The sequence below is a fragment of the Lentzea jiangxiensis genome (assembly GCF_900104175.1).
GTDB lineage: Bacteria > Actinomycetota > Actinomycetes > Mycobacteriales > Pseudonocardiaceae > Lentzea > Lentzea jiangxiensis.
Genome location: NZ_FNIX01000001.1, coordinates 397,921 through 420,812 on the forward strand (window position 1 = coordinate 397,921; position 22,892 = coordinate 420,812).

Annotated in this window: 27 protein-coding genes; 10 read left to right on the forward strand and 17 right to left on the reverse strand. The window is 70.7% G+C overall.

All coding sequences use genetic code 11. From position 1 onward, the window contains the following. Positions 1 to 172: 172 nt before the first annotated feature. The gene (locus BLQ91_RS02130; protein ID WP_090095923.1) at positions 173 to 1,552 is read right to left on the reverse strand and encodes a hypothetical protein; all 1,380 of its coding nucleotides are present in this window, start codon (positions 1,550 to 1,552) and stop codon (positions 173 to 175) included. A gap of 359 nt (positions 1,553 to 1,911) precedes the next feature. Between BLQ91_RS02130 and BLQ91_RS02135 the strand changes: the two genes are divergently transcribed. Then, a complete protein-coding gene (locus tag BLQ91_RS02135) occupies positions 1,912 to 3,006 on the forward strand; it encodes an adenosine deaminase (protein ID WP_090095924.1) in 1,095 nt (364 codons plus the stop codon). Between the two features lie 127 nt (positions 3,007 to 3,133). Here the strand turns inward: BLQ91_RS02135 and BLQ91_RS02140 are convergent, their stop codons facing one another. The 5 genes from BLQ91_RS02140 to BLQ91_RS02160 are packed head-to-tail and all read right to left on the reverse strand — an operon-like array spanning position 3,134 to position 6,763. After that, positions 3,134 to 4,351: a primosomal protein gene (locus tag BLQ91_RS02140; RefSeq protein ID WP_090094841.1), complete on the reverse strand. Its 1,218-nt coding sequence runs from the start codon at positions 4,349 to 4,351 to the stop codon at positions 3,134 to 3,136. Positions 4,352 to 4,405: 54 nt separating this feature from the next. Continuing rightward, the gene (locus tag BLQ91_RS02145) at positions 4,406 to 4,852 is read right to left on the reverse strand and encodes a YbaB/EbfC family nucleoid-associated protein (protein ID WP_090094842.1); all 447 of its coding nucleotides are present in this window, start codon (positions 4,850 to 4,852) and stop codon (positions 4,406 to 4,408) included. Then, complete coding sequence (locus BLQ91_RS02150) at positions 4,840 to 5,193, reverse strand: hypothetical protein (protein WP_143022491.1); 354 nt, start codon at positions 5,191 to 5,193, stop codon at positions 4,840 to 4,842. Before BLQ91_RS02150 ends, BLQ91_RS02145 begins: the two co-directional genes overlap by 13 nt. Positions 5,194 to 5,234: 41 nt before the next feature. Further along, complete coding sequence (locus BLQ91_RS02155) at positions 5,235 to 6,440, reverse strand: C40 family peptidase (protein WP_090094844.1); 1,206 nt, start codon at positions 6,438 to 6,440, stop codon at positions 5,235 to 5,237. Next, positions 6,437 to 6,763, reverse strand: coding sequence for a hypothetical protein (locus tag BLQ91_RS02160; RefSeq protein WP_090094845.1), 327 nt, complete (start codon positions 6,761 to 6,763; stop codon positions 6,437 to 6,439). The genes BLQ91_RS02155 and BLQ91_RS02160 overlap by 4 nt, the downstream gene beginning before the upstream one ends. 92 nt (positions 6,764 to 6,855) lie before the next feature. Between BLQ91_RS02160 and BLQ91_RS02165 the strand changes: the two genes are divergently transcribed. Continuing rightward, complete coding sequence (locus tag BLQ91_RS02165) at positions 6,856 to 7,392, forward strand: SMI1/KNR4 family protein (protein ID WP_090094846.1); 537 nt, start codon at positions 6,856 to 6,858, stop codon at positions 7,390 to 7,392. On the opposite strand, the gene BLQ91_RS02170 is transcribed toward BLQ91_RS02165, so the two are convergent. The 3 genes from BLQ91_RS02170 to BLQ91_RS02180 form a co-directional block, all read right to left on the reverse strand. Next, the gene (locus tag BLQ91_RS02170; protein WP_090094847.1) at positions 7,389 to 7,916 is read right to left on the reverse strand and encodes a VanZ family protein; all 528 of its coding nucleotides are present in this window, start codon (positions 7,914 to 7,916) and stop codon (positions 7,389 to 7,391) included. The two genes, BLQ91_RS02165 and BLQ91_RS02170, sit on opposite strands and share 4 nt — an antisense overlap. 77 nt (positions 7,917 to 7,993) lie before the next feature. Further along, on the reverse strand, positions 7,994 to 10,183 hold the full coding sequence (locus BLQ91_RS02175) for an FtsX-like permease family protein (RefSeq protein ID WP_090094848.1): 2,190 nt from the start codon (positions 10,181 to 10,183) through the stop codon (positions 7,994 to 7,996). Then, positions 10,180 to 10,869: an ABC transporter ATP-binding protein gene (locus BLQ91_RS02180; protein WP_090094849.1), complete on the reverse strand. Its 690-nt coding sequence runs from the start codon at positions 10,867 to 10,869 to the stop codon at positions 10,180 to 10,182. The genes BLQ91_RS02175 and BLQ91_RS02180 overlap by 4 nt, the downstream gene beginning before the upstream one ends. Positions 10,870 to 10,978: 109 nt before the next feature. On the opposite strand from BLQ91_RS02180, the gene BLQ91_RS02185 reads away from it, so the two are divergent. From BLQ91_RS02185 to BLQ91_RS02195, 3 genes are all read left to right on the forward strand, one after another. Continuing rightward, entirely contained in the window at positions 10,979 to 12,109 is a 1,131-nt protein-coding gene (locus tag BLQ91_RS02185; RefSeq protein WP_176959534.1) for a sensor histidine kinase, read from the forward strand. Then, positions 12,106 to 12,732, forward strand: coding sequence for a response regulator transcription factor (locus BLQ91_RS02190; protein WP_090094851.1), 627 nt, complete (start codon positions 12,106 to 12,108; stop codon positions 12,730 to 12,732). The genes BLQ91_RS02185 and BLQ91_RS02190 overlap by 4 nt, the downstream gene beginning before the upstream one ends. Positions 12,733 to 12,804: 72 nt before the next feature. After that, complete coding sequence (locus BLQ91_RS02195; protein WP_090094852.1) at positions 12,805 to 13,059, forward strand: helix-hairpin-helix domain-containing protein; 255 nt, start codon at positions 12,805 to 12,807, stop codon at positions 13,057 to 13,059. Here BLQ91_RS02195 and BLQ91_RS02200 read toward each other — a convergent pair. The 7 genes from BLQ91_RS02200 to BLQ91_RS02230 all read right to left on the reverse strand — a co-directional run bounded on the left by BLQ91_RS02200 (position 13,017) and on the right by BLQ91_RS02230 (position 19,038). After that, complete coding sequence (locus tag BLQ91_RS02200) at positions 13,017 to 13,880, reverse strand: aldehyde dehydrogenase family protein (RefSeq protein ID WP_090094853.1); 864 nt, start codon at positions 13,878 to 13,880, stop codon at positions 13,017 to 13,019. The two genes, BLQ91_RS02195 and BLQ91_RS02200, sit on opposite strands and share 43 nt — an antisense overlap. Further along, entirely contained in the window at positions 13,873 to 15,300 is a 1,428-nt protein-coding gene (locus BLQ91_RS02205) for an aldehyde dehydrogenase family protein (RefSeq protein ID WP_090094854.1), read from the reverse strand. The genes BLQ91_RS02200 and BLQ91_RS02205 overlap by 8 nt, the downstream gene beginning before the upstream one ends. A gap of 4 nt (positions 15,301 to 15,304) precedes the next feature. Beyond that, the gene (gene deoC / locus BLQ91_RS02210; protein WP_090094855.1) at positions 15,305 to 16,261 is read right to left on the reverse strand and encodes a deoxyribose-phosphate aldolase; all 957 of its coding nucleotides are present in this window, start codon (positions 16,259 to 16,261) and stop codon (positions 15,305 to 15,307) included. Positions 16,262 to 16,427: 166 nt separating this feature from the next. Beyond that, on the reverse strand, positions 16,428 to 17,072 hold the full coding sequence (locus BLQ91_RS02215) for a DUF1707 SHOCT-like domain-containing protein (RefSeq protein ID WP_245732994.1): 645 nt from the start codon (positions 17,070 to 17,072) through the stop codon (positions 16,428 to 16,430). Between the two features lie 19 nt (positions 17,073 to 17,091). Further along, positions 17,092 to 17,289, reverse strand: coding sequence for a hypothetical protein (locus tag BLQ91_RS02220; RefSeq protein ID WP_090094856.1), 198 nt, complete (start codon positions 17,287 to 17,289; stop codon positions 17,092 to 17,094). A gap of 111 nt (positions 17,290 to 17,400) precedes the next feature. Continuing rightward, a complete protein-coding gene (locus BLQ91_RS02225) occupies positions 17,401 to 18,393 on the reverse strand; it encodes a Gfo/Idh/MocA family protein (protein WP_090094857.1) in 993 nt (330 codons plus the stop codon). Positions 18,394 to 18,426: 33 nt separating this feature from the next. After that, complete coding sequence (locus BLQ91_RS02230; protein ID WP_176959535.1) at positions 18,427 to 19,038, reverse strand: maleylpyruvate isomerase family mycothiol-dependent enzyme; 612 nt, start codon at positions 19,036 to 19,038, stop codon at positions 18,427 to 18,429. 33 nt (positions 19,039 to 19,071) lie between these two features. On the opposite strand from BLQ91_RS02230, the gene upp reads away from it, so the two are divergent. Together upp and BLQ91_RS02240 are read left to right on the forward strand one after the other, a co-directional pair. Next, the gene (gene upp / locus BLQ91_RS02235) at positions 19,072 to 19,695 is read left to right on the forward strand and encodes a uracil phosphoribosyltransferase (RefSeq protein ID WP_090094859.1); all 624 of its coding nucleotides are present in this window, start codon (positions 19,072 to 19,074) and stop codon (positions 19,693 to 19,695) included. Between the two features lie 95 nt (positions 19,696 to 19,790). Further along, the gene (locus BLQ91_RS02240; RefSeq protein ID WP_090094860.1) at positions 19,791 to 21,089 is read left to right on the forward strand and encodes a glycoside hydrolase family 18 protein; all 1,299 of its coding nucleotides are present in this window, start codon (positions 19,791 to 19,793) and stop codon (positions 21,087 to 21,089) included. A gap of 87 nt (positions 21,090 to 21,176) precedes the next feature. On the opposite strand, the gene BLQ91_RS02245 is transcribed toward BLQ91_RS02240, so the two are convergent. Next, positions 21,177 to 21,776: a TetR/AcrR family transcriptional regulator gene (locus BLQ91_RS02245; RefSeq protein WP_090094861.1), complete on the reverse strand. Its 600-nt coding sequence runs from the start codon at positions 21,774 to 21,776 to the stop codon at positions 21,177 to 21,179. 56 nt (positions 21,777 to 21,832) lie between these two features. Here BLQ91_RS02245 and BLQ91_RS02250 point away from each other — a divergent pair, with 56 nt between their 5' ends. From BLQ91_RS02250 to BLQ91_RS02260, 3 genes are read left to right on the forward strand one after another with little or no spacing between them, the layout of a single operon-like run. Beyond that, entirely contained in the window at positions 21,833 to 22,039 is a 207-nt protein-coding gene (locus BLQ91_RS02250; RefSeq protein ID WP_090094862.1) for a type II toxin-antitoxin system VapB family antitoxin, read from the forward strand. A gap of 32 nt (positions 22,040 to 22,071) precedes the next feature. Further along, a complete protein-coding gene (locus tag BLQ91_RS02255) occupies positions 22,072 to 22,458 on the forward strand; it encodes a type II toxin-antitoxin system death-on-curing family toxin (protein ID WP_090094863.1) in 387 nt (128 codons plus the stop codon). Positions 22,459 to 22,492: 34 nt separating this feature from the next. Next, entirely contained in the window at positions 22,493 to 22,870 is a 378-nt protein-coding gene (locus BLQ91_RS02260) for a MerR family transcriptional regulator (protein ID WP_090094864.1), read from the forward strand. The last annotated feature ends 22 nt before the right edge of the window (positions 22,871 to 22,892 follow it).

Below are 22,892 nucleotides of genomic sequence, written 5' to 3' on the forward strand. Positions count from 1 at the left end.
AGCTCCGGCGAGCATAGCGACGTCGTGTGAGCGCTCCCTCCAGCAGTCACGTGCCGCGCGCGCCGTTGGTTCGGCCGGAGCGCACGTCTCATTTGGTTTGCGGGCACCGAAAAGCGGAACGACCCCGGAGCGACGCTGCTCCGGGGCCGTTCCTCGTGGATGGCTCAGGCGATCAGGCGCCCTCAGCCGCCAGGTCGTCGTCGTCCATGTCCTTGCCGCCGCCTGCCGGCTTCGGGCCGCCGTTCTTGCGGGTGCGGCGCTGCGGGCGGGGCAGGGCGGTGGGCGGCGGGGGAGGCGTGGGCGAGCCGCCGCCGAGGATGAGCTCGGCGAAGGTGGCCATGGCCTCGTCCAGCTGGCCGCCGATGCGCAGTTCCGACTCCTGGTTCGACCTGCGGACCAGGGACTGCAGCGCGTCGGCGTCCGGGCGGGCGCCGACGGTCTCGGCGACCTTCGTGAGACCCGCGTCGACGCTGCCGCCGAGCTCGGAGATCCGGGCGGCGAAGCCGTCCTCGACCTTGTCCAGGCGGTTGGTCATGGTGTCGAGCTGCGAGGTGACGAGCTCCAGGCGGCGGGCCAGGGACTCGAGGCGGTCGGCGGCGTCGACCTGGTCGCGGGACTGCTCGATCGCCGCGTACAGGGCGGTGCGGGCCTCGTCCAGCTTGCCGTTGACGACGTCGCGCGTGTCGGCGACGGCGGAGGCGAGCTCGGTGCGGGTCTCGGCCAGCGACGACGCCAGGGCGTCGCGGGTCTCGGCGACCGTGCCGGCCAGCTCTCCGCGGGTCTCCGCCACGGCGCCGGACAGCTCGGTGCGGGTCTCGGCGAGCGCGCCCGCCAGCTGGTCGTGGCGGTCGGTCACCGCGGTCACCAGCTCGGCGCGGCTCTCGGCGACGGCGGCGGCCAGCTCGGCGCGCGCGGCGGCGAGGGCGTCGCGCTGCTCGTCGGCGCGGCCGTGGATGCCCGAGAACGACTCGGCGAGGATCTTCTGCAGCGCCTCGCGGGTGCCGTCGAGGTGCTCGTGCACGCCCTCGTCGACCTCGTCGAGACGGCCGCGCAGCGCGGCTTCGAGGGCCTCGACGCGCTCGCGCAGCGGGGTGGTGACCGCGCCGGGGATCGCGTCGACCTTGCCGTCCTGCTTGTCCAGGTGGCCGTCGAGGTCGTCGATGCGCTTGTGGATGCCGGCGAGCTTGTCCTCCAGCCCGTCCATGCGGCCCGCGACGCCCTCGAAGCGGCCGGCGACGCCGTCGAGGCGCCCGTCCAGCTGCGCGAACGGCTTGGCGAGCTTGTCCACCAGGGCGTCGACCGCGCGACCGATGCCGGCGACGGCGTTGTCCTGGGCCTCCAGCTTGGCGAGGGCCTCGTCCAGGCGCTCCGCGAGAACGCTGACCTCAGTGCGGTCCGGGAGCTCCGACAGGCGCTTGCGGACCGAACCCAGCGACTCCAGAGGCGACATCCGGGCGTGGATCTCGTCCAGCGCGTCGAAGATCTGCTGCTGCTCGCTCTCACGGATCTCCGCGGCGCGCGTGAGCATGTTGCGCATCCGATCGAAGCTCATCGTGGAGTTGTTGTTCTCTGTCACGGCTGAGTGCCTTCGTCCAAGGGGAGGGGAGACCACGGGAGCCTATCCGCGTCGCGGCGTGACCCTGTACCACCCCCGACGGAAAATCGCCGGGCACGGACGGGGGACTGCTCCGATCAGGCTACCTCGCTACGCTCAACGCCAAGTTACCGGTCGGAAGCGCGCAGTAGCCACGGATGATGTTCCTGCCTTGGGGTGATGCAAGCGCCGTCGTGGTTGCAGAAAGTTGCCGATCACGGATCTGCAACAACGGTGGAAGAGCAAAGGGCCATGCCGCCGCCAAGATCGTTTCGGTTGACGCTGAAGCGGCGTGTCGCCTGGAGTAACGTGTAGTGATGTCCACGCCGCTTACCTTGGAGACCATCCGCAGCGCGCCGAAGGTGCTGCTGCACGACCACCTCGACGGTGGCCTCCGCCCGCAGACGGTGATCGAACTCGCCGATGCCTCCGGCTACCGGGGCCTGCCCACCACCGACGCGGGCGTCCTCGGCGGCTGGTTCCGCGACAACGCGAACTCGGGTTCGCTCGTGCGCTACCTCGAAGGCTTCGCCCACACGTGCGGCGTCATGCAGGACGAGGCGTCCCTGGTCCGCGTCGCCGCCGAGGCGGTCGAGGACCTGGCGGCCGACGGCGTCGTCTACGCCGAGATCCGCTACGCCCCCGAGCTGAACACCGAGAAGGGCCTCTCCCTGGAGCAGGTCGTGGAGGCCGTCCAGGAAGGCTTCCGCGTCGGCACCGCCCGCGTCGCCGAGACCGGCCGCACGATCCGCGTCGGCACGCTGCTCTGCGCCATGCGCCAGAACGAGGGCTGGCTGCGCATCGCCGAGCTGGCCGTCCGCTACCGCGACCTCGGCGTCGTCGGCTTCGACATCGCGGGACCCGAGGCGGGCTTCCCTCCCACCAGGGGCCTCGACACGTTCGAGTACCTGCGCCGGCAGAACGCGCACTTCACCATCCACGCCGGCGAGGCGTTCGGCCTGCCGTCGATCTGGGAGGCGATCCAGCACTGCGGCGCCGAACGCCTCGGCCACGGCGTGCGGATCGTCGACGACATCAAGGTTTCCGGCAACGATCCTGCCGGTGCCGAGCTGGGCCGCCTGGCCGCGTACGTCCGCGACCGCCGCATCCCGCTGGAGATGTGCCCGACCTCGAACCTGCAGACCGGCGCCGCCCAGACGCTCGCCGACCACCCGATCGGCCTGCTCGCCGAGCTGCGGTTCCGCGTCACCGTCAACACCGACAACCGCCTGATGAGCGACTGCACGCTGTCGAGCGAGTTCGCCGCGCTGGCCGAGACGTTCGGCTACGGGTGGGCGGACCTGCAGTGGTTCACGATCAACGCCATGAAGTCGGCGTTCATCGGGTTCGACGAGCGGCTCGCGATCATCAACGGGCTGGTCAAGCCGGGGTACGCGGCGCTGTCGGCTTGACCGGTTCTCGTTCCGGCTCGCGTTGACCGGTAGACGACAGCTTCCGCCGGCGGGCCGGGAATGCCGGACGACGAGAAGAGGGTCACCCCCGCACCGGGGGGGTGACCCTCTTCCACGTCACGAAGGCTCAGTTGACGTTGAGCCGGTCCTCGAACTTCGCCTGCAGCTCGCGGAAGGCGGCCACCTCGGCGTCGTAGGGAGCGGACGGCGCGAGGCGCGTCGGGTCCGGTGACACGACGAACGACACGAGCCAGCCCAGCGACTCGGACGAGGCGAGCGCGTCCTTCACGGACTCGTCCTCGGCCCACTCCGCCGCGTCCTCGAACAGTTCGACGGCGAGGTCGAGCTGCTGCGGGTCGAGGGAGTCGGGGCCCTCCTCCATGTCCTCGGCGATGCCGGTCAGGACGTAGACGTTGTCGTCGTCCACCTCGACGTCGAGCTCGCCCGCGGTGGCCTTGACCTTGATGTCGTTCCAGGTCTCGACCTCGGCCAGGTCGTGCTCGTCGTTCTCGGCGACGAAGCGGCTCAGCGCGCGCGGCGAGCCGAAGACCTCGATCTTGCCCCGGCGGCCCAGGAACACCGGGTCGTCGCCGAGGTAGCAGCGCAGCGTGTAGAACTCGCCGGCGGACGTGATGATCTTGATGGGGTCGACGCCGACCTCGGCCCAGAAGCCGGTGGGCTCCTCGGCCTCGTCGTCGGAGTCCTCCGAGGGGGAGTCGACGGCGGCAGCGGCGGCCGTCTCGGCCTCGAGCGCGGCCAGCTCCTCCTGCGCGACGGCGAGCTCCTTGTCCGGGACGTCCGGCGTGTTCACCACGCCGTCGATCGCGTCGAGGACCTCGTCCCACTTCTCGGAGACGACCTCGGACAGCTCGGCCCACAGCTTCGCGCCGTCACGGCCGCTGAACGGCAGCGTGCCCTGCGGCAGCAGCGAGAAGCCCTCGGCGCTGTCGAGCACCTCGTGGACCTTCTCCAGGTCGCAGACCTCCGCGAGCGAGCGCACGATCGCGATCACGTCGGCGAGCTCGCCGATGGTCCAGGTGTCCGGGTCCTCGGCGACGAGCTCGGGCACGCCGACGAGGTCGAACTGGTGGTTGTCGTCCGGGGACAGGTCCGCGAGGCCCAGCGACGGCACGACCGGCCACGCGGGGTGGTCGATCAGGTCGTGCTCCTCGGCGGTGCGCACGAAGGCAGCGAGGTGCGCGGCGTCGGGGAAGACGAACAGGTCTTCCTCGTCGCCGAGGAACGCCTCCCACTCTTCGCCCTTCTCGCGCCAGCGGGGTGCCCACAGCGTGACCACGTCACCCTGCGTCAGCCCCAGCTCGATGGGGACGATGTCCTGCGCCATCCTGACCTCCCGGTCACGCCTGCCCGATGCCGTCGACGAGCCTAACGGTGCTGATCACCGAAGCCACGAGGGGTTGTCGAAGAAAGCGTCGTCGTCGGTGTCCGCGACGCGCGGGGACCGCGGCCTGCGCTCCGGTGGTGCCTGCTCAGCAGGGGGTTTCGGCGGCACGACCGGGTTCCACGTCGACCGGAAGGGCGAGTCGCCCGCGATCGACTCGACGTCGATCGCCATCCCGTCGCCGAGGGCCAGCGCCGTCTTGTTGAAGCTCGTCTGCACGGCCGCGTTGGTGGCGAGCCGGACGGTCTCGGTGACGACCTGGCCGACGGCCTGAGCGCCCTGCCGCAGCAGCGCCGGGTGCAGGTGCAGGGCCCTGATCTCGCCCGCCGGCGACGCCGTGACCGTGCACAGCCCGTTCGGGTGCTCGACCGTGGCGGTCAGGACGGCGAGATCGCGCCGGAGCTGCTCGGTGGCCCGCATGCGCTCCTCGTTCACCGGTGCCACCCGAAGTCGTCCTCGTCCGGCCCGCGTTCGATCCCCGTCGCCGCCAGCTCGCGCGGGTCGACGACCCGGTCCAGCGCCTGGTGCAGCCGGGTGTTCGCGGTGCGCCGCGCCCTGTCCGCGATGCGCATGATCTCGGCGGCGAGCCCCTGCGGACCCATCCGCAGCGCCGCCGGGCTCACCACTACCTGCTGCGGCGGGCCTCCCGGCGTGGCGACCACCGTCACCGCGCCGTCTGGAGACGACGCACGACCCGTGATGGGTCCTGTGCGCGTGACGCGTTCCGCCACGGCTTGCTCGACCTCGCGCACCTTCCGCGCGGCGCGCTCGACGTCATCGTCCACCTCGATCACCCCCTGCTGCCGACAGTGTGCCCCAACCGGGCTCAGCCCGTCGGCCGGTAGAAGCCGTAGAACGACATGCCGCTGTTCGTCGTGCGGATCGGCTGCACCTGCACCGGGTCACCGGCCTCGACCATCTGGCCGTTGCCGATCACCATCGCCACGTGCCCGTCCCACACCACGAGGTCGCCGGGCAGCAGCTGGTCCGGCGGCACCGAGGCGCCCATCGCCTGCGACGAGGCGGGACGCGGGACGTCGAAGCCCGCGCCGGCGTACGCCCACTGCGTGAGGCCGGAGCAGTCGGTGCCCTGGGGCGGGTTCGCGCCGCCCCACACGTACGGGGTGCCGAGGGCGGACAGCGCGTTGCGCACGGCCATGGCGGCGATCTCGTTCGGCGCCTCGGCGCTGCTGCCGTCGGGCAGGTTCACGCCGACGCCGTCACCGGGCTGCGGCGGGATCGCGACGGGCAGGCGCGGGCCGGAGCCACCGCCCCCGCCGCCTCCTCCTCCACCGCCGCCACCACCGCCCGAACCGCCACCGCCGCCCCCACCGGAGCCGCCGCCCCCACCGGAGCCGCCGCCGCTGCCGTTGCCGTTGCCCGAGTTCGAGCCGGGACCGGACTCCTGCCGGGGCGTGTCGGTGACTCCGGCCGCGACGGTGGAGCCCTCGTCACCGCCGAGCGGTTCGCCGAGCTTCTCCAGCGCGCCGGGATCCGGTTTCGGCAGGCCGCCCAGCTGCCCGACGAGCTGCGTGAGCTGGTCGCGCACCTTCTGCAGCTCGGCGGAGGTCCTGCCCTGGTAGCCCGAGGCCATTCCGGCCAGGTCCGCCACGGCCGCCAGCACCACGCCGGGACCCGCCACGACCGAGAGGGCCAGCGCGGCCGCGAGCTTCGGCGTCGCCTTGGCCGTGAACTCGTCGATCAGGCCCTGGATGGCGGTGCGGCCGCCGGTCACCGCGGCGACGCCGGTCGAGGCGACCGTCTTCACGGTGGAGGCGTTCGAGGCCAGCAGGGCCGCGGCCGAGGCGAAGGTGGAGACGCGGGAGGTGAAGGCGTTCGCCTTGTCGCCCGACCACGTGTTCAGCACCGCCGTCGAAGCCGAGCCGTGCCGCGAGCCCAGGTCCGCCAGCGCGGTCTGGGCGCGGCCGAAGGCGTCACCGGCCCGCGTGGCGCCGCCGGTGTCGCCGTCGAGCTTGGCCAGGTCCTCCTTCATGGGGGCGATGAACTGGCTCAGGAGTCCCTCGACGCTCATGCCCGCGCCGCCTTGCCGAGCGCGGCCCTGTTCGCGTCCTCCTGGGCGATGTAGGCCTCGCGGGCCTTCGCGACCGCCGTGCCGAGACCGGCGAGGCCCGCCGACGCCGCCTTGAGCGCGTCGAGCTGGACCTGGGCCGCCGCCTGGAACGCCGCGTTGAGGCCCACCTCGTTGCCGATCTTGCCGAAGCAGTCGCCCGGCAGAGCGGTGGTGCCGCTCAACGTGCCGGTGCCGACCGCGCCGACCTCGCTCGCCAGACCGCTCACCGCCGAGGCGTATCCCGTCAGGGCGTCGAGGTCGACCTCGAGACCTTGTTCCGCCATCTGAAAGCTCTTCCCCCAGTCGTGACCTGTTCGCCCCGATCCTGCCCCGATGAGCGGTACCTCGCCCGTCGTTCCGCCAAGATCATGGATCGGTGGGTGTGATCGAGCACTGGAACCGGATCCTGGCATGGCTGGCGGAACACGCTCCCGCCACCCGCGCCGTGCTGCGTCCCAGGTACGACGCACTGCCGGATCTCCGGGTTCCGATCGACCTGCAGCTGTGGTGGAGCGTCTTCGGCGGCACCGAGGACGGCCTGTACGCCGAGATCCTGCCGCCCTTCTACACGCCGCTGTGCGCCGACCGGGCGTTCGTGCTGAGGGACACCCACGCGAGCAAGCCGGTGGACTCGACCGAGGCGGGCGCGCCGACCTCGGGCTTCCACCCGGGCTGGCTGCCGATCGCGTTCGACGGCACGGGCGACGTGCTCGCGGTGGACCTGAGGCCCGGCGTGCTGCGCGGCTGCGTGGTCGAGTGGGACCAGGAGCGCAACGAGATGCTCAAGCCGGAGTGGTCGTCGATCGTGGAGATGTTCGACCAGGTGGCGACGGCTCTGGAGACCCGCAGCACGGTCGGGCACTGCTTCCCGGAGGTCAACACCGCGGGCGAGCTCGGCTGGCGCACGAGCTAGGAACCTGGCACGCCGGCGAGCTCGCGCGGCGGCACCGAGGCGGCCTTCACGCGGGCGTGGACCTTCACGGCGGCCAGCGCGCCGAGCCAGCCGAGCGCGGTGCCGGTGGTGTTGGTGATCAAGTCGTCGACGTCGAAGATCCGGTTGGCCCACAGCAGCTGCGAGGCCTCGATCAGCAGTGAGACGCCGCAGCCGATCAGCGCGGCCTGCCCGATGGTGCGCTTGCCCCAGAACACCAGCATCGTGCCGAGGGGCACGAACAGCAGCAGGTTCAGCGTCATCTGGTCGAACGCGACCTGCCCGTCGCGGAAGGTGTCGGTGATCCACTGGAACGGGACCAGCTGCACGGACTGGCGCGGCGGAACGGTCTGCACCGGCAGGAACGTCGCCGAGAAGAGCATGCTCGCGTAGACGGTGATCGCGGTGCCGCGAAACGTCAGCCGGCGGAACAACAGCTGCGGGAGCAGGAAGACGACGGAGAGGAAAACGCCCCATTGGATGCTCGCGAGCTGTGCATTCGTCATGAATCCAAGCTAGGAAAAAGGCCCTCGGCGCACATCGCGCTGAGGGCCGGTTCCGGTCTCGTACTTCCGGCCGAGCACTACTCCGCCGCGTAATCCCGTGGGCTGACACCGCGTAGTACCGGGCCGCAGGCCAGGGCCGCCACCAGCGCGACCAGCACTCCGACGGCCACCGGGGCCACGACCCACGGCGTGAGCGGCAAATCCTCACCGCCCACCATGCCGCGCGCCAAAGTGAGCAATCCGAGGCCCACGACGATTCCCGCGCCACACGCCGCAATTGTGACGGCGAGCACGGGCAGCACCACTTCGCGGCGCAATGCGTGAGCCAGCACGCGAACGGGAGTTCCGGCCGCGATCAACGCGCCGAAAGTGCGCCTTCGGTCGATCACCGATCCCGCCGCCGCGACCGCCGCGCCGATGCCGCCGAGCACCGTCGCGATGGAGAGGCCGATGACCGCGGCCCGCCGCAGGTCCTCGCTGAGCGTGTCGCCCCACAGGCCGGTGACCTCGCCGTCGGTCAGCGGTGCTCCGGGCAGCGCGCGGATGAACGCGGTGTGCACGGCCTCGCGGTTCTCCGGCGTGGTCGGCACCCCGACCAGGGACACCCTGCCCTGCACGGAGGGCAGCAGTTCGGGGTCGATCACCGCCTGGACCCTGCCGGTCCCCGGGAACGGCCGCGTCACGTGCTCCGCGGGCAGCTTCGCGGTGATCTCGTCGTCCTGCGAGCCGGCGCGGAAGTGGTCGTACCTCAGCTCTTCCGGCCCGTAGACGGCCGGGCCGTCCTGGCAGCGCAGGTCTTCGAGCACCCTGGCGACCTCGGTGCACCGGCCGACGAGCACGGAGTAGCCGTGGTGCTCGCGGTCGCCGTTGCCGACGTTGCCGGCGAGCATCGGGACGATCGGCGCCGAGGTCGCGAGCCGCAACGGCGTGACGTCGAGACCCACCTGCTCGGCGACGATCGCGTCCGCCCGCCACGTGCCGTCGCGGCTCGGCACCGTGGTTTCGAGGCCCGGCAGCATGGTCAGCGCCATCGAGCCGGTGAACACCGCGATCACCACGCCGGCCGAGCCGCGGAACGCCGCCACCGGGTCGCCGGCGAGCCTGCGTCCCGCGAGCAGCGTCGACGGCCTGCTCCACCGCCCGACGAAGAACCTGCCGACCCACGCCGTGACGACAGGACCGGTCAGCACCAGCGCGAGCGCCACCGCCCCGAGCCCGGTGAGCACGACGGTGAACTGGTTGTCGCCCCTGGCCTGCTGCGCGTACGCGATGCCGAGGAAGAACACGCCGATCGCGCCCGCGATCGTCAGCACCCGCCACGACCGCACCCTGCGCTTCTCCTCTGCCGCAAGGGGTTGCTGCACGACGCGGCGCAACCCCATGATCGCCGCGCCGACGACCAGGACCGGGGCGAGCACGGCCACCGCCGTGATCACGAACGGATCGGGCACGAAGTCGCCGGGGTACCAGGTGCCGCCCTCCCAGGGGATCTTCGCGGTGAGGTGGCTGAACGGCTGGGCGAGCAGCACGCCGAGCACGCTGCCGACGACGGCGCCGACCGCGGTCTCGATCGCGGTCATCACGACGACCTGCCGCGGGGACGCGCCGGCGAGCCTCAGCGCGGCGAGCCGCCGTTCGCGCTTCGCCGCCGTCAGCCTGGCCGCCGACGCGACCAGCACGAGGCACGGCACGACCAGCACCACCAGGCCCACGCGGGTGAGCAGGTGGAGCAGGCCCCGGTAGTCGTCGGTGTACGTCGCGTAGGTGTTCGCGAGCCCGGTCGTGGGCAGGCCGTTGGCCACGTCCTCGTGACCGACGATCGCGACGAGCTCGCCGTCGTGCTTCAGCGCTTCCCGGCCGAGCTCGGCGATCACCGCGCCGGGGAACCGGTTGCCGAGGTTCTCCGCCGGGGCCGCGCGCACGAGGTCCGCGAGGGCGGGGGACAGCAGCACCTCGCCCGCCTCCGGGAACCGCGCGATGCCCTTCGCGACGGGCACCTCGCCGGGCCGGTCGCGGGCGACGTCGTACCGCTCGATCAGCCTGCCCCGGTAGGAGTCCCTGGTCGCCGCGACGGAGATGGTGCTCCTGTCGTCCGCGTTGGTGGAGATGTCGCGCCACGCCGTGCGCTCGGCGCGCGCCTGGAGGCCGTTCGGTGCCGCGAGGAGCCACAGGACCAGCGACACGGCGATCATCACGCCGAGGGCGACCAGGCCGGTCGCGATCTGGCTGCGGCGGTCGCGGCGCAGCACCGCGAGAGCGATCCTCACGCGGGCACCGCCTTGGCGGAGTCCGTGTTCGCGATCTTGCCGTCCTGGATCTCGACGACGCGCAGCGCGCGGTCCGCGATGGCCTTGTCGTGCGTGACGATGACGACGGCCGCGCCCGTCTCCTCCGCGGCCCGCAGCAGGGCGGTCATCATCTCCTGGCCGGTGCGCGTGTCGAGCGCGCCGGTCGGTTCGTCGGCGAAGATCACGCGCGGCCGGTGCGCGAGGGCCCGCGCGATCGCGACCCGTTGCGCCTGACCGCCGGAGAGCTGGCTCGGCAGCCGCTTCTCGAGCCCCTGCAGGCCGAGCCGCGACAGCCACAGCCTCGCCGCGCCGAGCGACTCCTCCCGCGAACCGCCCGCGAGCAGCATCGGCAGGGCCGCGTTCTCCTCGGCCGTGAGCTCGGCGACGAGCATGCCCGACTGGAACACGAACCCGAACGCGGTGCGCCGCAGCGCGCTGCGCCCCGTCTCGTTCAGCTCGCCGATCGCGCGCCCGTCGAGGAACACCTCGCCCCCGTCGGCGCGCAGGATGCCGGACAGCACGTGCAGGAGCGTCGTCTTGCCGGACCCGGACGGACCGACGACAGCCAGCACGTCCCCGGCGGAGATGTCGACGTCCACCCCGGCGAGCGCGTGCACGTCGCCGTAGGTCTTGACCAGGCCACGAGCGGCCAGAACCGGATTCATGGTCCTCAAGGTGCTCCTCGCGCGCGGCGAAAACCTCAGCCTTGACGACACACCGGATCAGCCGGATGACCGAGGCCGGAGAGGTGTGGTGGTCCTACCGTTGTCTGCCGTGGACAGTCACCGGGGCCAATGGCCGATCGCCGCCGTGCTCGCCTTGCTGATGCTCGGCGAGCTGCTGCTGATGAGCGGGGGCAGCAGCCGCCAGGCGCTGGTGTGGCTGATGACCGTGCCCGTGTGCATCGTGGCGGTCACGTCGTTCAAGTCGCGCGTCTTCGCCATCCCGGTGGCCGTGGTGTCGATCTTCCTGTCGTCGTTCGTGATCCGGCTCTTCCAGGTCTACCTGCCGACGATCCTCAGCCCGCTGACCGTCGCCGAGACCGCCGCCTGCCTGGTCATCACGGCCGTCGTGGTCCGCGAGGAACCGCGCCGCGCGGCCACGTGGTCGGTCGGCTCCCTGATGGCCGTGAGCTTCTTCGCCGCGATCGTCCGCGACAACTGGCTCTCCGGCAGCAACTACAACGAGATGCTCGGCTCGCTCGTCCTCGGCTTCGCCGCCGTCGGCACGGGCCTCTACTTCCGCGCCCGCGACACCGAGAGCGGCCGCCTGATCGCCGCCGCCGTCGTCGACGCGCAGAAGGAGGAGCGCATCGCCCTGGCCCGCGAACTGCACGACGTGGTCGCCCACCACGTGACCGGCATGCTCGTGCAGGCCCAGGCGGCCCTGGAGGTCTCCGACGAAGACCCGCGAGCCGCCCACCGCCTGCTCCCCGGCATCGTCCGATCGGGCACGGAAGCCCTGGGAGCCATGCGCCGCCTCGTCGGCACCCTGCGCCAGGGCGAGAACGAGGCCGCCACCACCGACCTCGCCGCCGACGTCATCTCGGCCGTCGAACGCACCCGCGAACTCGGCTTCGACACCCGCCTGCGCATCGACCTCCCCGACGAGGTCCCGCCGGAGCTCGGCCGCTCGGTGCTTCGCCTGGTCCAGGAGTCCCTCACCAACGTCCACAAGCACGCGGTCTCGCCCACGATGGTCGACGTGGAGATCTCCCGGACGCCCGCGAGGGCGTTGCGCGTGGTCGTGGCCGACGACGGTCAGCCGCACGAGCTGAACCAGGGTGGCTACGGTCTCGTGGGGATGCGTGAGAGGGTCGACCTGCTGGGCGGCCTGTTCTCCGCGGGTCCGCGTGAGACCGGCTGGCAGGTGCTCGCCGAGCTACCCCTGGAAGGGAAGAAGTGATCTCGGTCCTCATCGCCGACGACCAGGAGATGGTCCGCGTCGGGTTTCGGATGATCCTGGAGAAGCAGCCGGACATCACCGTGGTGGCTGATGTCGCCGACGGGGTCGCGGCTGTGACCGCGGCTCGCGAGCACAAGCCGGATGTCGCGTTGCTGGACATCCGGATGCCCGGGCTGGACGGGCTCGAGGTGACGAAGAAGTTGTCGCCCACCACGAAGGTAGTGGTGGTGACCACTTTCGACCTGGACGAGTACGTGCACACAGCGCTCGAGAACGGTGCGTCCGGGTTCTTGACCAAGGATGCCGGGCCTGCGTTGCTGGTCGAGGCCGTTCGGGCTGCTGCCGCCGGGAACGCCTTGATCTCGCCCCGGGTGACGGTGCGGATGCTGGAGCACTTCGCCCGGCCGGCGTCCCGGCCTGACCTGGGGTTGCTGACCGCTCGGGAGCAGGACGTGGTCCGGGAGGTGGCTCGGGGGCTGTCCAACCAGGAGATCGCTTCCGAGCTCTACCTCTCCCTGTCCACCGTCAAGACGCATCTGGCGTCGGTGCAGGCCAAGTTGAACGTCCGGAACCGGGTGGGGATCGCTTCCTGGGCTTGGCGGGCCGGGTTGGTCAATTCCTGATCGCCGGTTCGCAGGCAAAAGCCGAAGCGGCTCGCCTTCGGCGTCGTGGGTGCGTGTGGTGGACTTCCTGGCATGTCCGAGCTGCCCGGGTCCGAGTTTCCGCGCACCATCGGCAAAGTCGCCGACCGTGAGTTGGTCGCGCACGGCTATGCGACGTTCGACTCGCTGACGAAGGTGCCGGCCAAGGCGCTGTTGAAGATCCACGGCGTGGGGCCGAAGGCGATCAGGATCCTCGGCGAGGAGTTGGCGGCGCAGGGGAAGGCCTACGCCGCCGACTGGGGGTGTCAGACGCCCATGGGGTGCCAGACCGTCTTCGTTTCGAGGTAGGCGCGCAGGCGGGACATGTCCGGCGTCGCGGTGAAGTCCTCGTTCGGCTTGGTGCGCAGCACGCGCTTCACGGTGCCTGCCGCCGCGCGTTCCAGGTCGGCGCGCAGGGAGTCCGGGGCGCCGGTGAGGTCCAGGGCGTTGACGTCCGCGTGCGAGGCCAGCCACGGGGCGATTTCCGCCGTGCGGCCGGTGATGATGTTGACCACGCCGCCGGGGACGTCGCTCGTGGCCAGCACCTCGGACAGGGTGATGGCGGGGAGCGGGCGGTCCTGGGAGGTGATGACCACGCAGGTGTTGCCGGAGGCGATCACCGGGGCGATCACCGAGACCAGGCCCAGCAGTGAGGACTGCTGGGGCGCCAGTACCGCCACCACGCCCGTGGGTTCGGGGGTGGAGAACGAGAAGTACGGGCCCGCGACCGGGTTCGAGGAGCCCAGGACGGCCGCGATCTTGTCGGTCCAGCCCGCGTACCAGACCCAGCGGTCGATGGCCGTGTCCACCAGGGACTGGGCCTTCTTCGCCGGGACGCCCTCGGAGGTGGCGACCTCGGAGATGAACTGCTCGCGGCGGCCTTCGAGGACCTCGGCCACGCGGTACAGGACCTGGCCCCGGTTGTAGGCGGTGGCGCCGGACCACGCGTCGAAGGCCTTGCGGGCGGCGGCCACGGCGTCGCGGGCGTCCTTGCGGGAACCCTGTGCGGCGTTGGCGAGGAAGGTGCCCTTGGCGTCCGCCACCGGGTAGCTGCGGCCGGACTCCGAGCGCGGGAACTTGCCGCCGATGTAGAGCTTGTAGGTCTTCGCGACCGTGAGTCGATCAGACATCGAGGTAGGCCTCCAGACCGGTGCGGCCGCCCTCACGGCCGAAGCCCGACTCCTGGTAACCGCCGAACGGGGCGGTCGGGTCGAAGCGGTTGAACGTGTTGGACCACACGACGCCGGCGCGCATGCGCTGTGCCATCCAGAGGATGCGCGAGCCCTTCTCGGTCCAGATGCCGGCGGACAGGCCGTACGGCGTGTTGTTCGCCTTGGCGACCGCCTCTTCGGGCGTGCGGAAGGTCAGGACGGACAGGACCGGGCCGAAGATCTCCTCGCGGGCGATGCGCATCGCCTGCGAGACGTTGGAGAAGACGGTCGGGGCGAAGAAGAAACCCTTGTCCGGCAACGGGCAGGAGGACGTCCAGCGCTGGGCGCCCTCGGCGTCGCCGGACTCCGTCAGCTCCTTGATCCTGGTGAGCTGCTCGCGGGAGTTGATCGCGCCGACGTCGGTGTTCTTGTCGAGCGGGTCGCCGACGCGCAACGTGCTGACGCGCGCGTGCAGCTTCTCGACCAGCTCGTCGGCGATCGACTCCTGCACGAGGAGGCGGGAGCCGGCGCAGCAGACGTGGCCCTGGTTGAAGAAGATGCCGTTGACGATGCCCTCGACGGCCTGGTCGAGCGGGGCGTCGTCGAAGACGATGTTCGCCGCCTTGCCGCCCAGTTCGAGCGTCAGCTTCTTCGACGTGCCCGCCAGCCGGCCCTGGATGACCTTGCCGACGTCGGTCGAGCCGGTGAAGGCGACCTTGTTCACGTCCTCGTGGCCGACGAGCGCGGCGCCGACGTCACCGGCGCCCGGGATGATGTTCACGACGCCCGGCGGCAGGTCGCACTGCTGGATGACGTCCGCCAGCACCAGCGCCGTCAGCGGCGTGGTCTCGGCGGGCTTGAGCACGACCGTGTTGCCGCACGCGAGCGCGGGAGCGATCTTCCACGCCGCCATCAGCAGCGGGAAGTTCCACGGGATGACCTGCCCAGCGACGCCCAGCGGCTGCGGGTCCGGGCCGTAGCCCGCGTAGCCGAGCTTGTCCGCCCAGCCCGCGTGGTAGAAGAAGTGCGAGGCGGCCGTCGGGACGTCGACGTCGCGCGACTCCTTGATCGGCTTGCCGTTGTCGAGCGACTCCAGCACCGCGAGCTCACGGCCGCGCTCCTGGATCTGCCGCGCGATGCGGTAGATGTACTTGGCGCGCTCGCTTCCCGGCATCTTCGACCACACGCGGTCGTAGGCCTTGCGCGCGGCCTTGACCGCGGTGTCCACATCGGACTGCGACGCGGTCGAGACCTCCGCGAGCACCTCCTCGGTGGCCGGGTTGACGGTCTTGAGCGGCTCGCCGGTGCCCTCGACGAACTTGCCGTCGACGAACATCTTGTACGAGGGCTTGAGGTTCGCGATGTCCCGCGACTCGGGCGCGGGGGCGTATTCCCACATGTCTTCAGTCCACCGTCACGTAGTCCGGGCCGCTGTAGTGGCCGTCCAACTGGGTCCGACGCTGCATGAGCAGGTCGTTGAGCAACGTCGACGCGCCGAACCGGAAGAGGTGCGGGTCGAGCCACTCCGGACCGGCCACCTCGTGCACGGCCACCAGGTACTTGATCGCGTCCTTGGTCGTGCGGATGCCGCCGGCGGGCTTCACCCCGCGCAGCTCTCCGGTCTGCGCCTTCCAGTCGCGCACGGCCTGCAGCATCACGTGCGTGACCGGCAGCGTCGCGGCGGGCTGCACCTTGCCGGTCGAGGTCTTGATGAAGTCGCCGCCGGCCAGCAGCGCGAGCCACGACGCGCGGCGCACGTTGTCGTACGTCACGAGCTCGCCGGTCTCGAGGATGACCTTGAGGTGCGCGTCCCCGCACGCCTCCTTGACCTTGACGATCTCCTCGAACACCTGCCCGTACCGGCCGCTCAGGAACGCGCCGCGGTCGATCACCATGTCGACCTCGCTCGCACCCTCCCGCACGGCGAACCGGGTGTCGGCCAGCTTGATGTCGAGCGTGCTGCGCCCGCTGGGGAACGCCGTCGCGACGCTGGCGACGTTGATCCCGGTGCCCTGCAGCTCCTTCGCCGCCGTGGCGACCATGTCCGGGTAGACGCAGACCGCCGCGACCGGCGGCACGTCCGGCCGCTCGGGGTCGGGCCGCTTCGCCTTCGCGGCGAGGCCGCGCACCTTGCCCGCGGTGTCCGCGCCCTCGAGCGTGGTCAGGTCCACCATGCTGATCGCCAGGTCGATGGCGTGCAGCTTCGAGGCCTTCTTGATGCTCCGCGTGCCGAGGCCCGCGGCTCGTTGCTCGACGCCGACCTGGTCGACGCCGGGGAGCCCGTGCAGGAAACGCCGCAGCGACGATTCGTCGCGCACGGCGTCAGCCAGGGCCGACGGCGGTGTCGTTGGAGCAGCCATGCCCAGGAGTCTAAGCGGAATGGGACGCCCGTCCTAAGTGAGCATGTTCGCGCAGCTCAGAGGGCCTATTCGGAGGTGTGACGAGCCCCGCGCACCGCCTCTGCGCGAGCACCGCCGGCACGGCGGTTCAGCGGCACCGCGCGCTCGATGGGGTCGGCCAGCCGCATCAGTCCAGCAGTTCGCGCAGGACCTGGGACTTCTTCCGCTTGGGTCCCTTCACCTCCACGCCGCCCATCAGCGCGAGCCCCGTGATCCGCACGGTCGGCGCGCCCGGGATGTGCCGGCGGCCGGGCGCGCGGTCCTCGAAGGCGCCCATGAAGCCGAACCCGTCGACGTGGACGTTGATGTCGTCGGGCACCCGGATCTCGACGCCGCCCCAGAACGCGAAGCAGCTGATGGTGACCTCCTGCTCGGCGAACCGGGCGTGGGTCAGGTCGATCTCGATGCCGCCCATCACGGCGACCGCGTTGTGCATGCGCGGGACGACCCACTGGCCCTTGCGGTTCACGCCCGACCAGAACGCCACCGACACCGCGCTGCCCGGTTGGCCGCCGATGCGGTCGCTCACCGCGGGCTGGTACTGCGGGATCGCCGGGCTCTGCGGCAGGCCGCTGATGACCAGGTCGGCCGTGATCGGGACGAGCTCGCCGTAGGTCTTCGCGGCGTAGACGGCCGCCAGGCGCTCGTCCAGCTCGTGGATGTCGAGGCGGCCTTCGGCGGTCGCCTTGTGCAGAACCTGCGCGATCTGTTCCCGGTCCGCGTCCGAGGCGCGCAGGTGACTCTGATCAGCGGGTACCAGCTCGTCGCTCACCCGATCGAGTCTAGAGCGCTCACTTGCGGTTAGGTGCGTACTTGACCGTGATCGCCAGGGCGAGCAGCAGGGCGGCGGCGAGCGCCGAGGCCAGGGCCGGGCTGTAGCCCCACGTCAGCGGCAGCACCCCGATCACCACGGCGATCGACACCGACACCCCCATGATGACCAGCGGGGACTCGCACCACTGCTGGGCGGGCTTCTGTTCGATTCTCACTGTCACACCTCCGCGTCTCCACTAGCTACGAGACACATCGGTGCCGGTGGGGCCGTTCTGCATTCCCGGAACGGGTTGTACAACCCCCTGATCAGGTGATTTTCGGTCGCGTCACGATGTCGGCCTGCGCGGCGGCAGCCCGGCCGCGCGGTAGACCGCGTCGATCACGGTCATGGTGCGCACCGCGTCGTCGGCGGTCGTCGGGAACGGCTCGCCGCGCAGCACCGCCGCGGTGAACGCGTCGAGCTGGTACGCGTAGGTCGAGCGCCGCCCGAACGTCTCCGTGGACTTCCTGTCCTTGAGCCGCAATGACAACCGGTGCGCCAGCTGCGGGCCGAGCGGGTTGAGGACGTGCAGCACGCCGTTCTCGCCGATAGCCTTCATCGACAGCTTGAGCACCGTCGACGACCACAGCGACGCGTGCACCGATCCCGTGTGGCCGGCCGGGAAGCGCAGCGTCGCGCGCATCGCCCGGTCGACGGAAGGCCCGTGCGGCAACGCCTTCGCGGACCGCACCTCGGGTTCCTCGCCGCCGAGCAGGCGGACCATGTGCACCGCGTAGCAGCCGGCGTCCATCATCGCGCCGCCCGCCAGCGAGTAGTCGTAGCGGATGTCGGAGAACTTCGGCAGCGGGAAGCAGACGGACGCCTCGACGTGCCGCAGCGGTCCGAGGACACCGGACCGCACGATCTCGTCCACGCGCACGGCCAGCGGGTGGTAGCGGTAGTGGAACGCCTCCATCACCACGAGGCCGGAGGCCTGCGCGGCCTTCGCCACCTCGGCCGCTTCGGCGGCGTTCGCGGTGAACGGCTTCTCGCACAGGACGTGCTTGCCGGCCTCCAGGGCTGCGAGCGTCCACCTGCCGTGCAGGCCGTTGGGCAGGGGGTTGTAGACGGCGTCGACGGCCGGGTCGGCCAGCAGGTCCTCGTACGAGTCGTGCACGCGCGCGATGCCGTGCCTGTCGGCGAACGTCCGGGCGCGCTCGGCCGACCGCGCGGCGACGGCCACGACCTCGGCGACCGTCGAGGAACGGGCCGGGCGGACGACGGCGATGGGCGCGATCGTGGCCGCGCCGAGCACTCCGATGCGCACGTGGTCTGTCACCCGGCCGACGCTACACCGGTTGGTTAACGGCGTTCACTCCACCAGATTGGTGTCCCTGAACGGGAAGAACGGCAGCTGGTCGACCGGCGACGGGTCCGACCACTTCCACGCCCGCACCTGCCGCCGCGAGCGCCTGCCGAAGAACGCGCGCCACAGCTCGTAGCCGTCGGCCTCCAGCGTGATCGGGCCGTCGCCGAGCACCCCCAGCTCCGTCTTCACCGCCACGCCGGCCAGCCGGCGAGGGGTGATCCAGACGAGCGTGGGCTGCCAGGCCGAGTCGGGGAGGCGTTCGCGGCCGAGCGCCGCCCGCAGGTCGGCCTCGTGCGTGAGCGCGTCGAGTGCCAGCTGGTAGGGGATGCGCGACATCTCGGCGATCCGGTCGCCGGAGGCGTTCCACTGCTCCAGCAGGTCGTCGGCGGGCACGTCCGCGCGCTCGGCGACGTGCCGCGCGGTCCACTCGTCCGACGGGGCTCCCTCCATGCGGCCGCCGGCGAGATCGGACGCCGCGCCGGACAGGTGCGCGAGGAGCTGGTGCACGGTCCACTCAGGACAGGCGGGGACGGCGCGCGAGAGCTCCTCGGCGCTCAGCCCCATGGTCAGGCCGACGATCCGCTGACGTGCCTCGCGGTAGATCTCTTCGAACACCCTTCGCTCCTCCCAGCGGTTACGGTGTCGGTCATGGACGTTCTCGTCGTCGATCATCCACTCGCCAAGGCGAGGCTCACAACCATGCGCGACGCGCGCACGGACAACGCCACGTTCCGCGCCGCATTGCACGAACTCACCGTGATGCTGGTCTACGAAGCGATGCGCGAGGCACCGCTGAAGGAAGACCGCACGCACACGCCGGTTGCTCGTACCACCGGCTACCGGCTGGCAAACCCGCCGCTGCTCGTGCCGGTGCTGCGGGCCGGTCTGGGCATGGCGGACCAGGCGCACAAGCTGATCCCGGACGCCCAGATGGGGTTCGTCGGTCTCGCGCGCGACGAGGAGACGCTCCAGCCGACGCCGTACATGGAGTCGTTGCCGGAGGACCTCGCGGGACGGCCGGTGTTCGTGCTCGACCCGATGCTCGCGACCGGCGGGTCGATGGCCTACACGATCCGGCTGCTGACCCAGCGCGGCGCGACCGACGTGACGGCCGTGTGCGTGCTCGCGGCTCCCGAGGGGATCAACCACCTCGAGGACTCGAAGCTGCCGTGCCGCCTCGTCACGGCGTCGGTGGACGAGAGGCTCAACGACTCCGGCTTCATCGTGCCCGGCCTGGGTGATGCCGGTGACCGTCTGTACGGGGCGGTTTAGGACATACCTCCGATCGGACGTAGCAGTGGTCTAGACCTTAGGCATATCGTGCTGTGGACCACATCGCCGCTGCCGCGATCTGACTGAGGAGTCACATGTCCAGACGGAGATGGGGTGTCGCCGCGCTCGCGGTCGGCGCCCTGTCAGCGTCGCTGGCCTCCGCGCCCGCGCACGCCGACGTCGCGACCACCGGGCACCACGGTTTCTCGAAGACCCGCACCGTCGGGTACTTCATCCAGTGGGGCGTGTACGACCGGAACTTCCGGGTCAAGAACCTCGTGGACAGCGGGGCCGCCGCGCGGCTCACGCACCTGAACTACGCCTTCGGCTTCCTCGACGAGTCGGGCAAGTGCGTGAGCTCCGACCCGTGGGCCGACTGGCAGATGCCCCACACCGCGGAGCAGTCGGTGAGCGGCAAGGCCGACGAAGCGGGCCAGGCGCTGATGGGCAACCTGAACCAGCTCAAGCAGCTCAAGGCCAGGTACCCCAAGCTGAGGGTCAACATCTCGCTGGGCGGCTGGACGGGCTCGCGCTGGTTCTCCAACGCCGCGCTGACGCCCGAGTCGCGGGCCGCGCACGTCAAGTCGTGCACCGACATGTGGATCAAGGGCAACCTGCCCGGTCTGCCCGAGGGCGCCGCGAAGGGCGTCTTCGACGGCGTCGACCTCGACTGGGAGTGGCCCGGCAGCAATGGCAACACGACGCCGCCGAACGTCGTGCGTCCCGAGGACAAGCAGAACTTCACCAAGCTGCTCGCCGAGTACCGCAGGCAGATGGGCTGGAACCGCGACCTGACGGCGTTCCTGCCGGCCGACCCGAGGCAGGTCGACGCGGGCTTCGAGGTTAGGAAGGTGTTCTCCTACCTCACCTTCGGCACCCTGCAGGGCTACGACTACCACGGCGCGTGGGACGCGGCGGCGAACCAGCAGTCCGCGCTGCGCGTGCCCAAGGGCGACCCGTCGGAGTTCGAGTTCAGCTCCGAGGTGACGGTCGACGCGTGGCTCTCGCGCGGTGCCCCGCGGTCCAAGGCGGTGCTCGGTGTTCCGTTCTACGGCCGCGGCTGGGACGGCGTCGCCCCCGGCGCGCGCAACGGCCTGTTCGGCACCGGCGTTCCCGCGCCCGCCAAGTACGAGGCGGGGTACGAGGACTTCCACCGCATCAAGGCGAAGCTCTCGGAGCCGGGCAACACGTACCGGATCTACCGCGACGAGCGCGCCGGCTTCGCGTGGATCTACGACGGCAAGACTTGGTGGACCTACGACGACGCGACGGAGATGAAGCGCAAGGCGCGCTACATCAACGACCGCAGGCTCGGCGGCGCGATGGTCTGGTCGCTCGACGGCGACACGCCGCAGGGTGAGCTGATCAAGGCGCTCGACGGCGCTCTCAGGTAGGCCGCACCGAAGACGGACTGTCCTAATCGGACAGTTCAGCGGGTCCGGGGAGGTTTCGCGGCGGCCGCCTCCCCGGATTCCGTGGTTCTACAGGGTTTTCCCGGCTTCCGCCCGCCAGCCCCTGCCGTGCGCGCGCAACGCCAGCTCGTAGGTGGCGGCCGCGTCCACACCGGGCGGCAGGTTGCCGTTGAGCTCCAGGCTCACCAGGCCGTGCGCGATGCCCCACATCGACATCGCGATCTGCTCCGGGTCCTCCGCGAGGTAGACGCCCTGCTCCACCGCGCGCCGCACCGCGTTGATCACCGGTGCGAACGTCCTGCCCGCCGCGCGGCTCATCTCCTTCGTCGGTGCGACGACCTTCGAGTAGAGCACCGAGTAGAACTGCGGGTCCTCCAGCGCGCTGCGCCGGTACGCCAGCCCGATCCGCAGCAGGTCCTCCGCCGGGTCGTCCGTGACCGGCACCGCGGCGAGGTTGCGGCCGAACCGCGTGAACGCCTCGTCGTAGAGCGCCTCGAGCAGCGCCGGCTTCCCGCCGAAGAGGGAATAGACCGCCGTCGTCGAGGTGTTGACGTCGGTGGCGATCTTGCGCAGGCTCACTGCGGCGGGACCTTCGGTGCTGAGCAGCTCGCCCGCCCGCTCGAGCAGACGCCGCCGCAGCGCGTCGTCGTGGGTCTTGGGCCTGGGCACCGGCCGATCCTATCTGCCCCTGGTCCGTGTGGTATCAAGTTGATACCGTGCTGGGAATGGCGATGACCTTGCGGTTGACCGACGAGGAGAACCAGCGGCTCGCTGAACTGGCGCACGCCGAGGGCCGCTCCAAGCAGGAGGTCGTGCGGCTCGCGATCGCGGAGCGCTACCGGCGCATGCAGCAGGAGGAGAAGCTCGGCGAGGTGCTGGGGCGGGTCCTGCCCAAGTACCGAGGTCTTTTGGATAGGCTCGGTTCTTCCTGAAACTGTCAGACCTCTGTGATCAACTGGATGCCGTGATCTCCTACCTCGACGCCGGGGACCTGTTGGTGCTGGCCACAGCCGTGACCGGCGGCGATCTCGTCGTCAGGGACATCGGCCTGCTGGACACGGCGGCGTACCGTCCCCGCGCGACCGTTCTCGGCGTGGAGGCGTACGACACGCTGTGGCTCAAGTCCTCCGCCCTGCTCGACTCCATCGTCAGGACCCGCCCTCTCGTCGAGGGCAACTGGCGGCTCGCCTGGGTCGCCGCCGTCACGATGTGCGACATCAACGGCTACTGGATCGACGCCGACGAGGACGACGCGCTGGACCTCGTCCGCTCCCTCGGCCGCGACAAGATCGACGTGCCGGAGATGGCGGGTCATCTCGAAGCGTGGGGAATCTCCAAGGATTCCGCTTGACCTAGAGTGCACTCCAGGTCATAGCGTCGCGTTCGTGAGTTACTCGATAGCCCAAGCCGCGCAGCGCAGCGGGTTGTCCATCGACACCTTGCGCTACTACGAACGAATCGGGCTCGTCGACCCGCCCGCCCGGGACTCGGGCGGCCGTCGCAGCTACTCGGAGGAAGACCTCGGCTGGCTGGCTTTCGTGACGCGGCTGCGCACGACCGGCATGCCGATTCGCATGATGCGCGAGTTCGCGCAGCTCAGGCACAAGGGCGACCTGACGGCAGGCCGCCGCAAGCAGATCCTCGTCGAGCACCGCGGCGACGTCCGCGCCCGCATCGCGGAGCTGCAGACCTGCCTGGAGGTGCTCGACTACAAGATCGACCACTACGCGGTGGTCGAGCGGGACTTGGAGGCGACGGCGTGAGCCGTTCATTGGGATCGCTGCA

Coding starts and splice junctions, on each gene's coding strand:
- BLQ91_RS02130 (WP_090095923.1), bottom strand. CDS start 1,552: ATGAGCTTCGATCGGATGCGCAACATGCTCACGCGCGCCGCGGAGATC.
- BLQ91_RS02135 (WP_090095924.1), top strand. CDS start 1,912: ATGTCCACGCCGCTTACCTTGGAGACCATCCGCAGCGCGCCGAAGGTG.
- BLQ91_RS02140 (WP_090094841.1), bottom strand. CDS start 4,351: ATGGCGCAGGACATCGTCCCCATCGAGCTGGGGCTGACGCAGGGTGAC.
- BLQ91_RS02155 (WP_090094844.1), bottom strand. CDS start 6,440: ATGAGCGTCGAGGGACTCCTGAGCCAGTTCATCGCCCCCATGAAGGAG.
- BLQ91_RS02160 (WP_090094845.1), bottom strand. CDS start 6,763: ATGGCGGAACAAGGTCTCGAGGTCGACCTCGACGCCCTGACGGGATAC.
- BLQ91_RS02170 (WP_090094847.1), bottom strand. CDS start 7,916: ATGACGAATGCACAGCTCGCGAGCATCCAATGGGGCGTTTTCCTCTCC.
- BLQ91_RS02180 (WP_090094849.1), bottom strand. CDS start 10,869: ATGAATCCGGTTCTGGCCGCTCGTGGCCTGGTCAAGACCTACGGCGAC.
- BLQ91_RS02195 (WP_090094852.1), top strand. CDS start 12,805: ATGTCCGAGCTGCCCGGGTCCGAGTTTCCGCGCACCATCGGCAAAGTC.
- BLQ91_RS02200 (WP_090094853.1), bottom strand. CDS start 13,880: ATGTCTGATCGACTCACGGTCGCGAAGACCTACAAGCTCTACATCGGC.
- BLQ91_RS02205 (WP_090094854.1), bottom strand. CDS start 15,300: ATGTGGGAATACGCCCCCGCGCCCGAGTCGCGGGACATCGCGAACCTC.
- deoC (WP_090094855.1), bottom strand. CDS start 16,261: ATGGCTGCTCCAACGACACCGCCGTCGGCCCTGGCTGACGCCGTGCGC.
- upp (WP_090094859.1), top strand. CDS start 19,072: ATGGACGTTCTCGTCGTCGATCATCCACTCGCCAAGGCGAGGCTCACA.
- BLQ91_RS02240 (WP_090094860.1), top strand. CDS start 19,791: ATGTCCAGACGGAGATGGGGTGTCGCCGCGCTCGCGGTCGGCGCCCTG.
- BLQ91_RS02250 (WP_090094862.1), top strand. CDS start 21,833: ATGGCGATGACCTTGCGGTTGACCGACGAGGAGAACCAGCGGCTCGCT.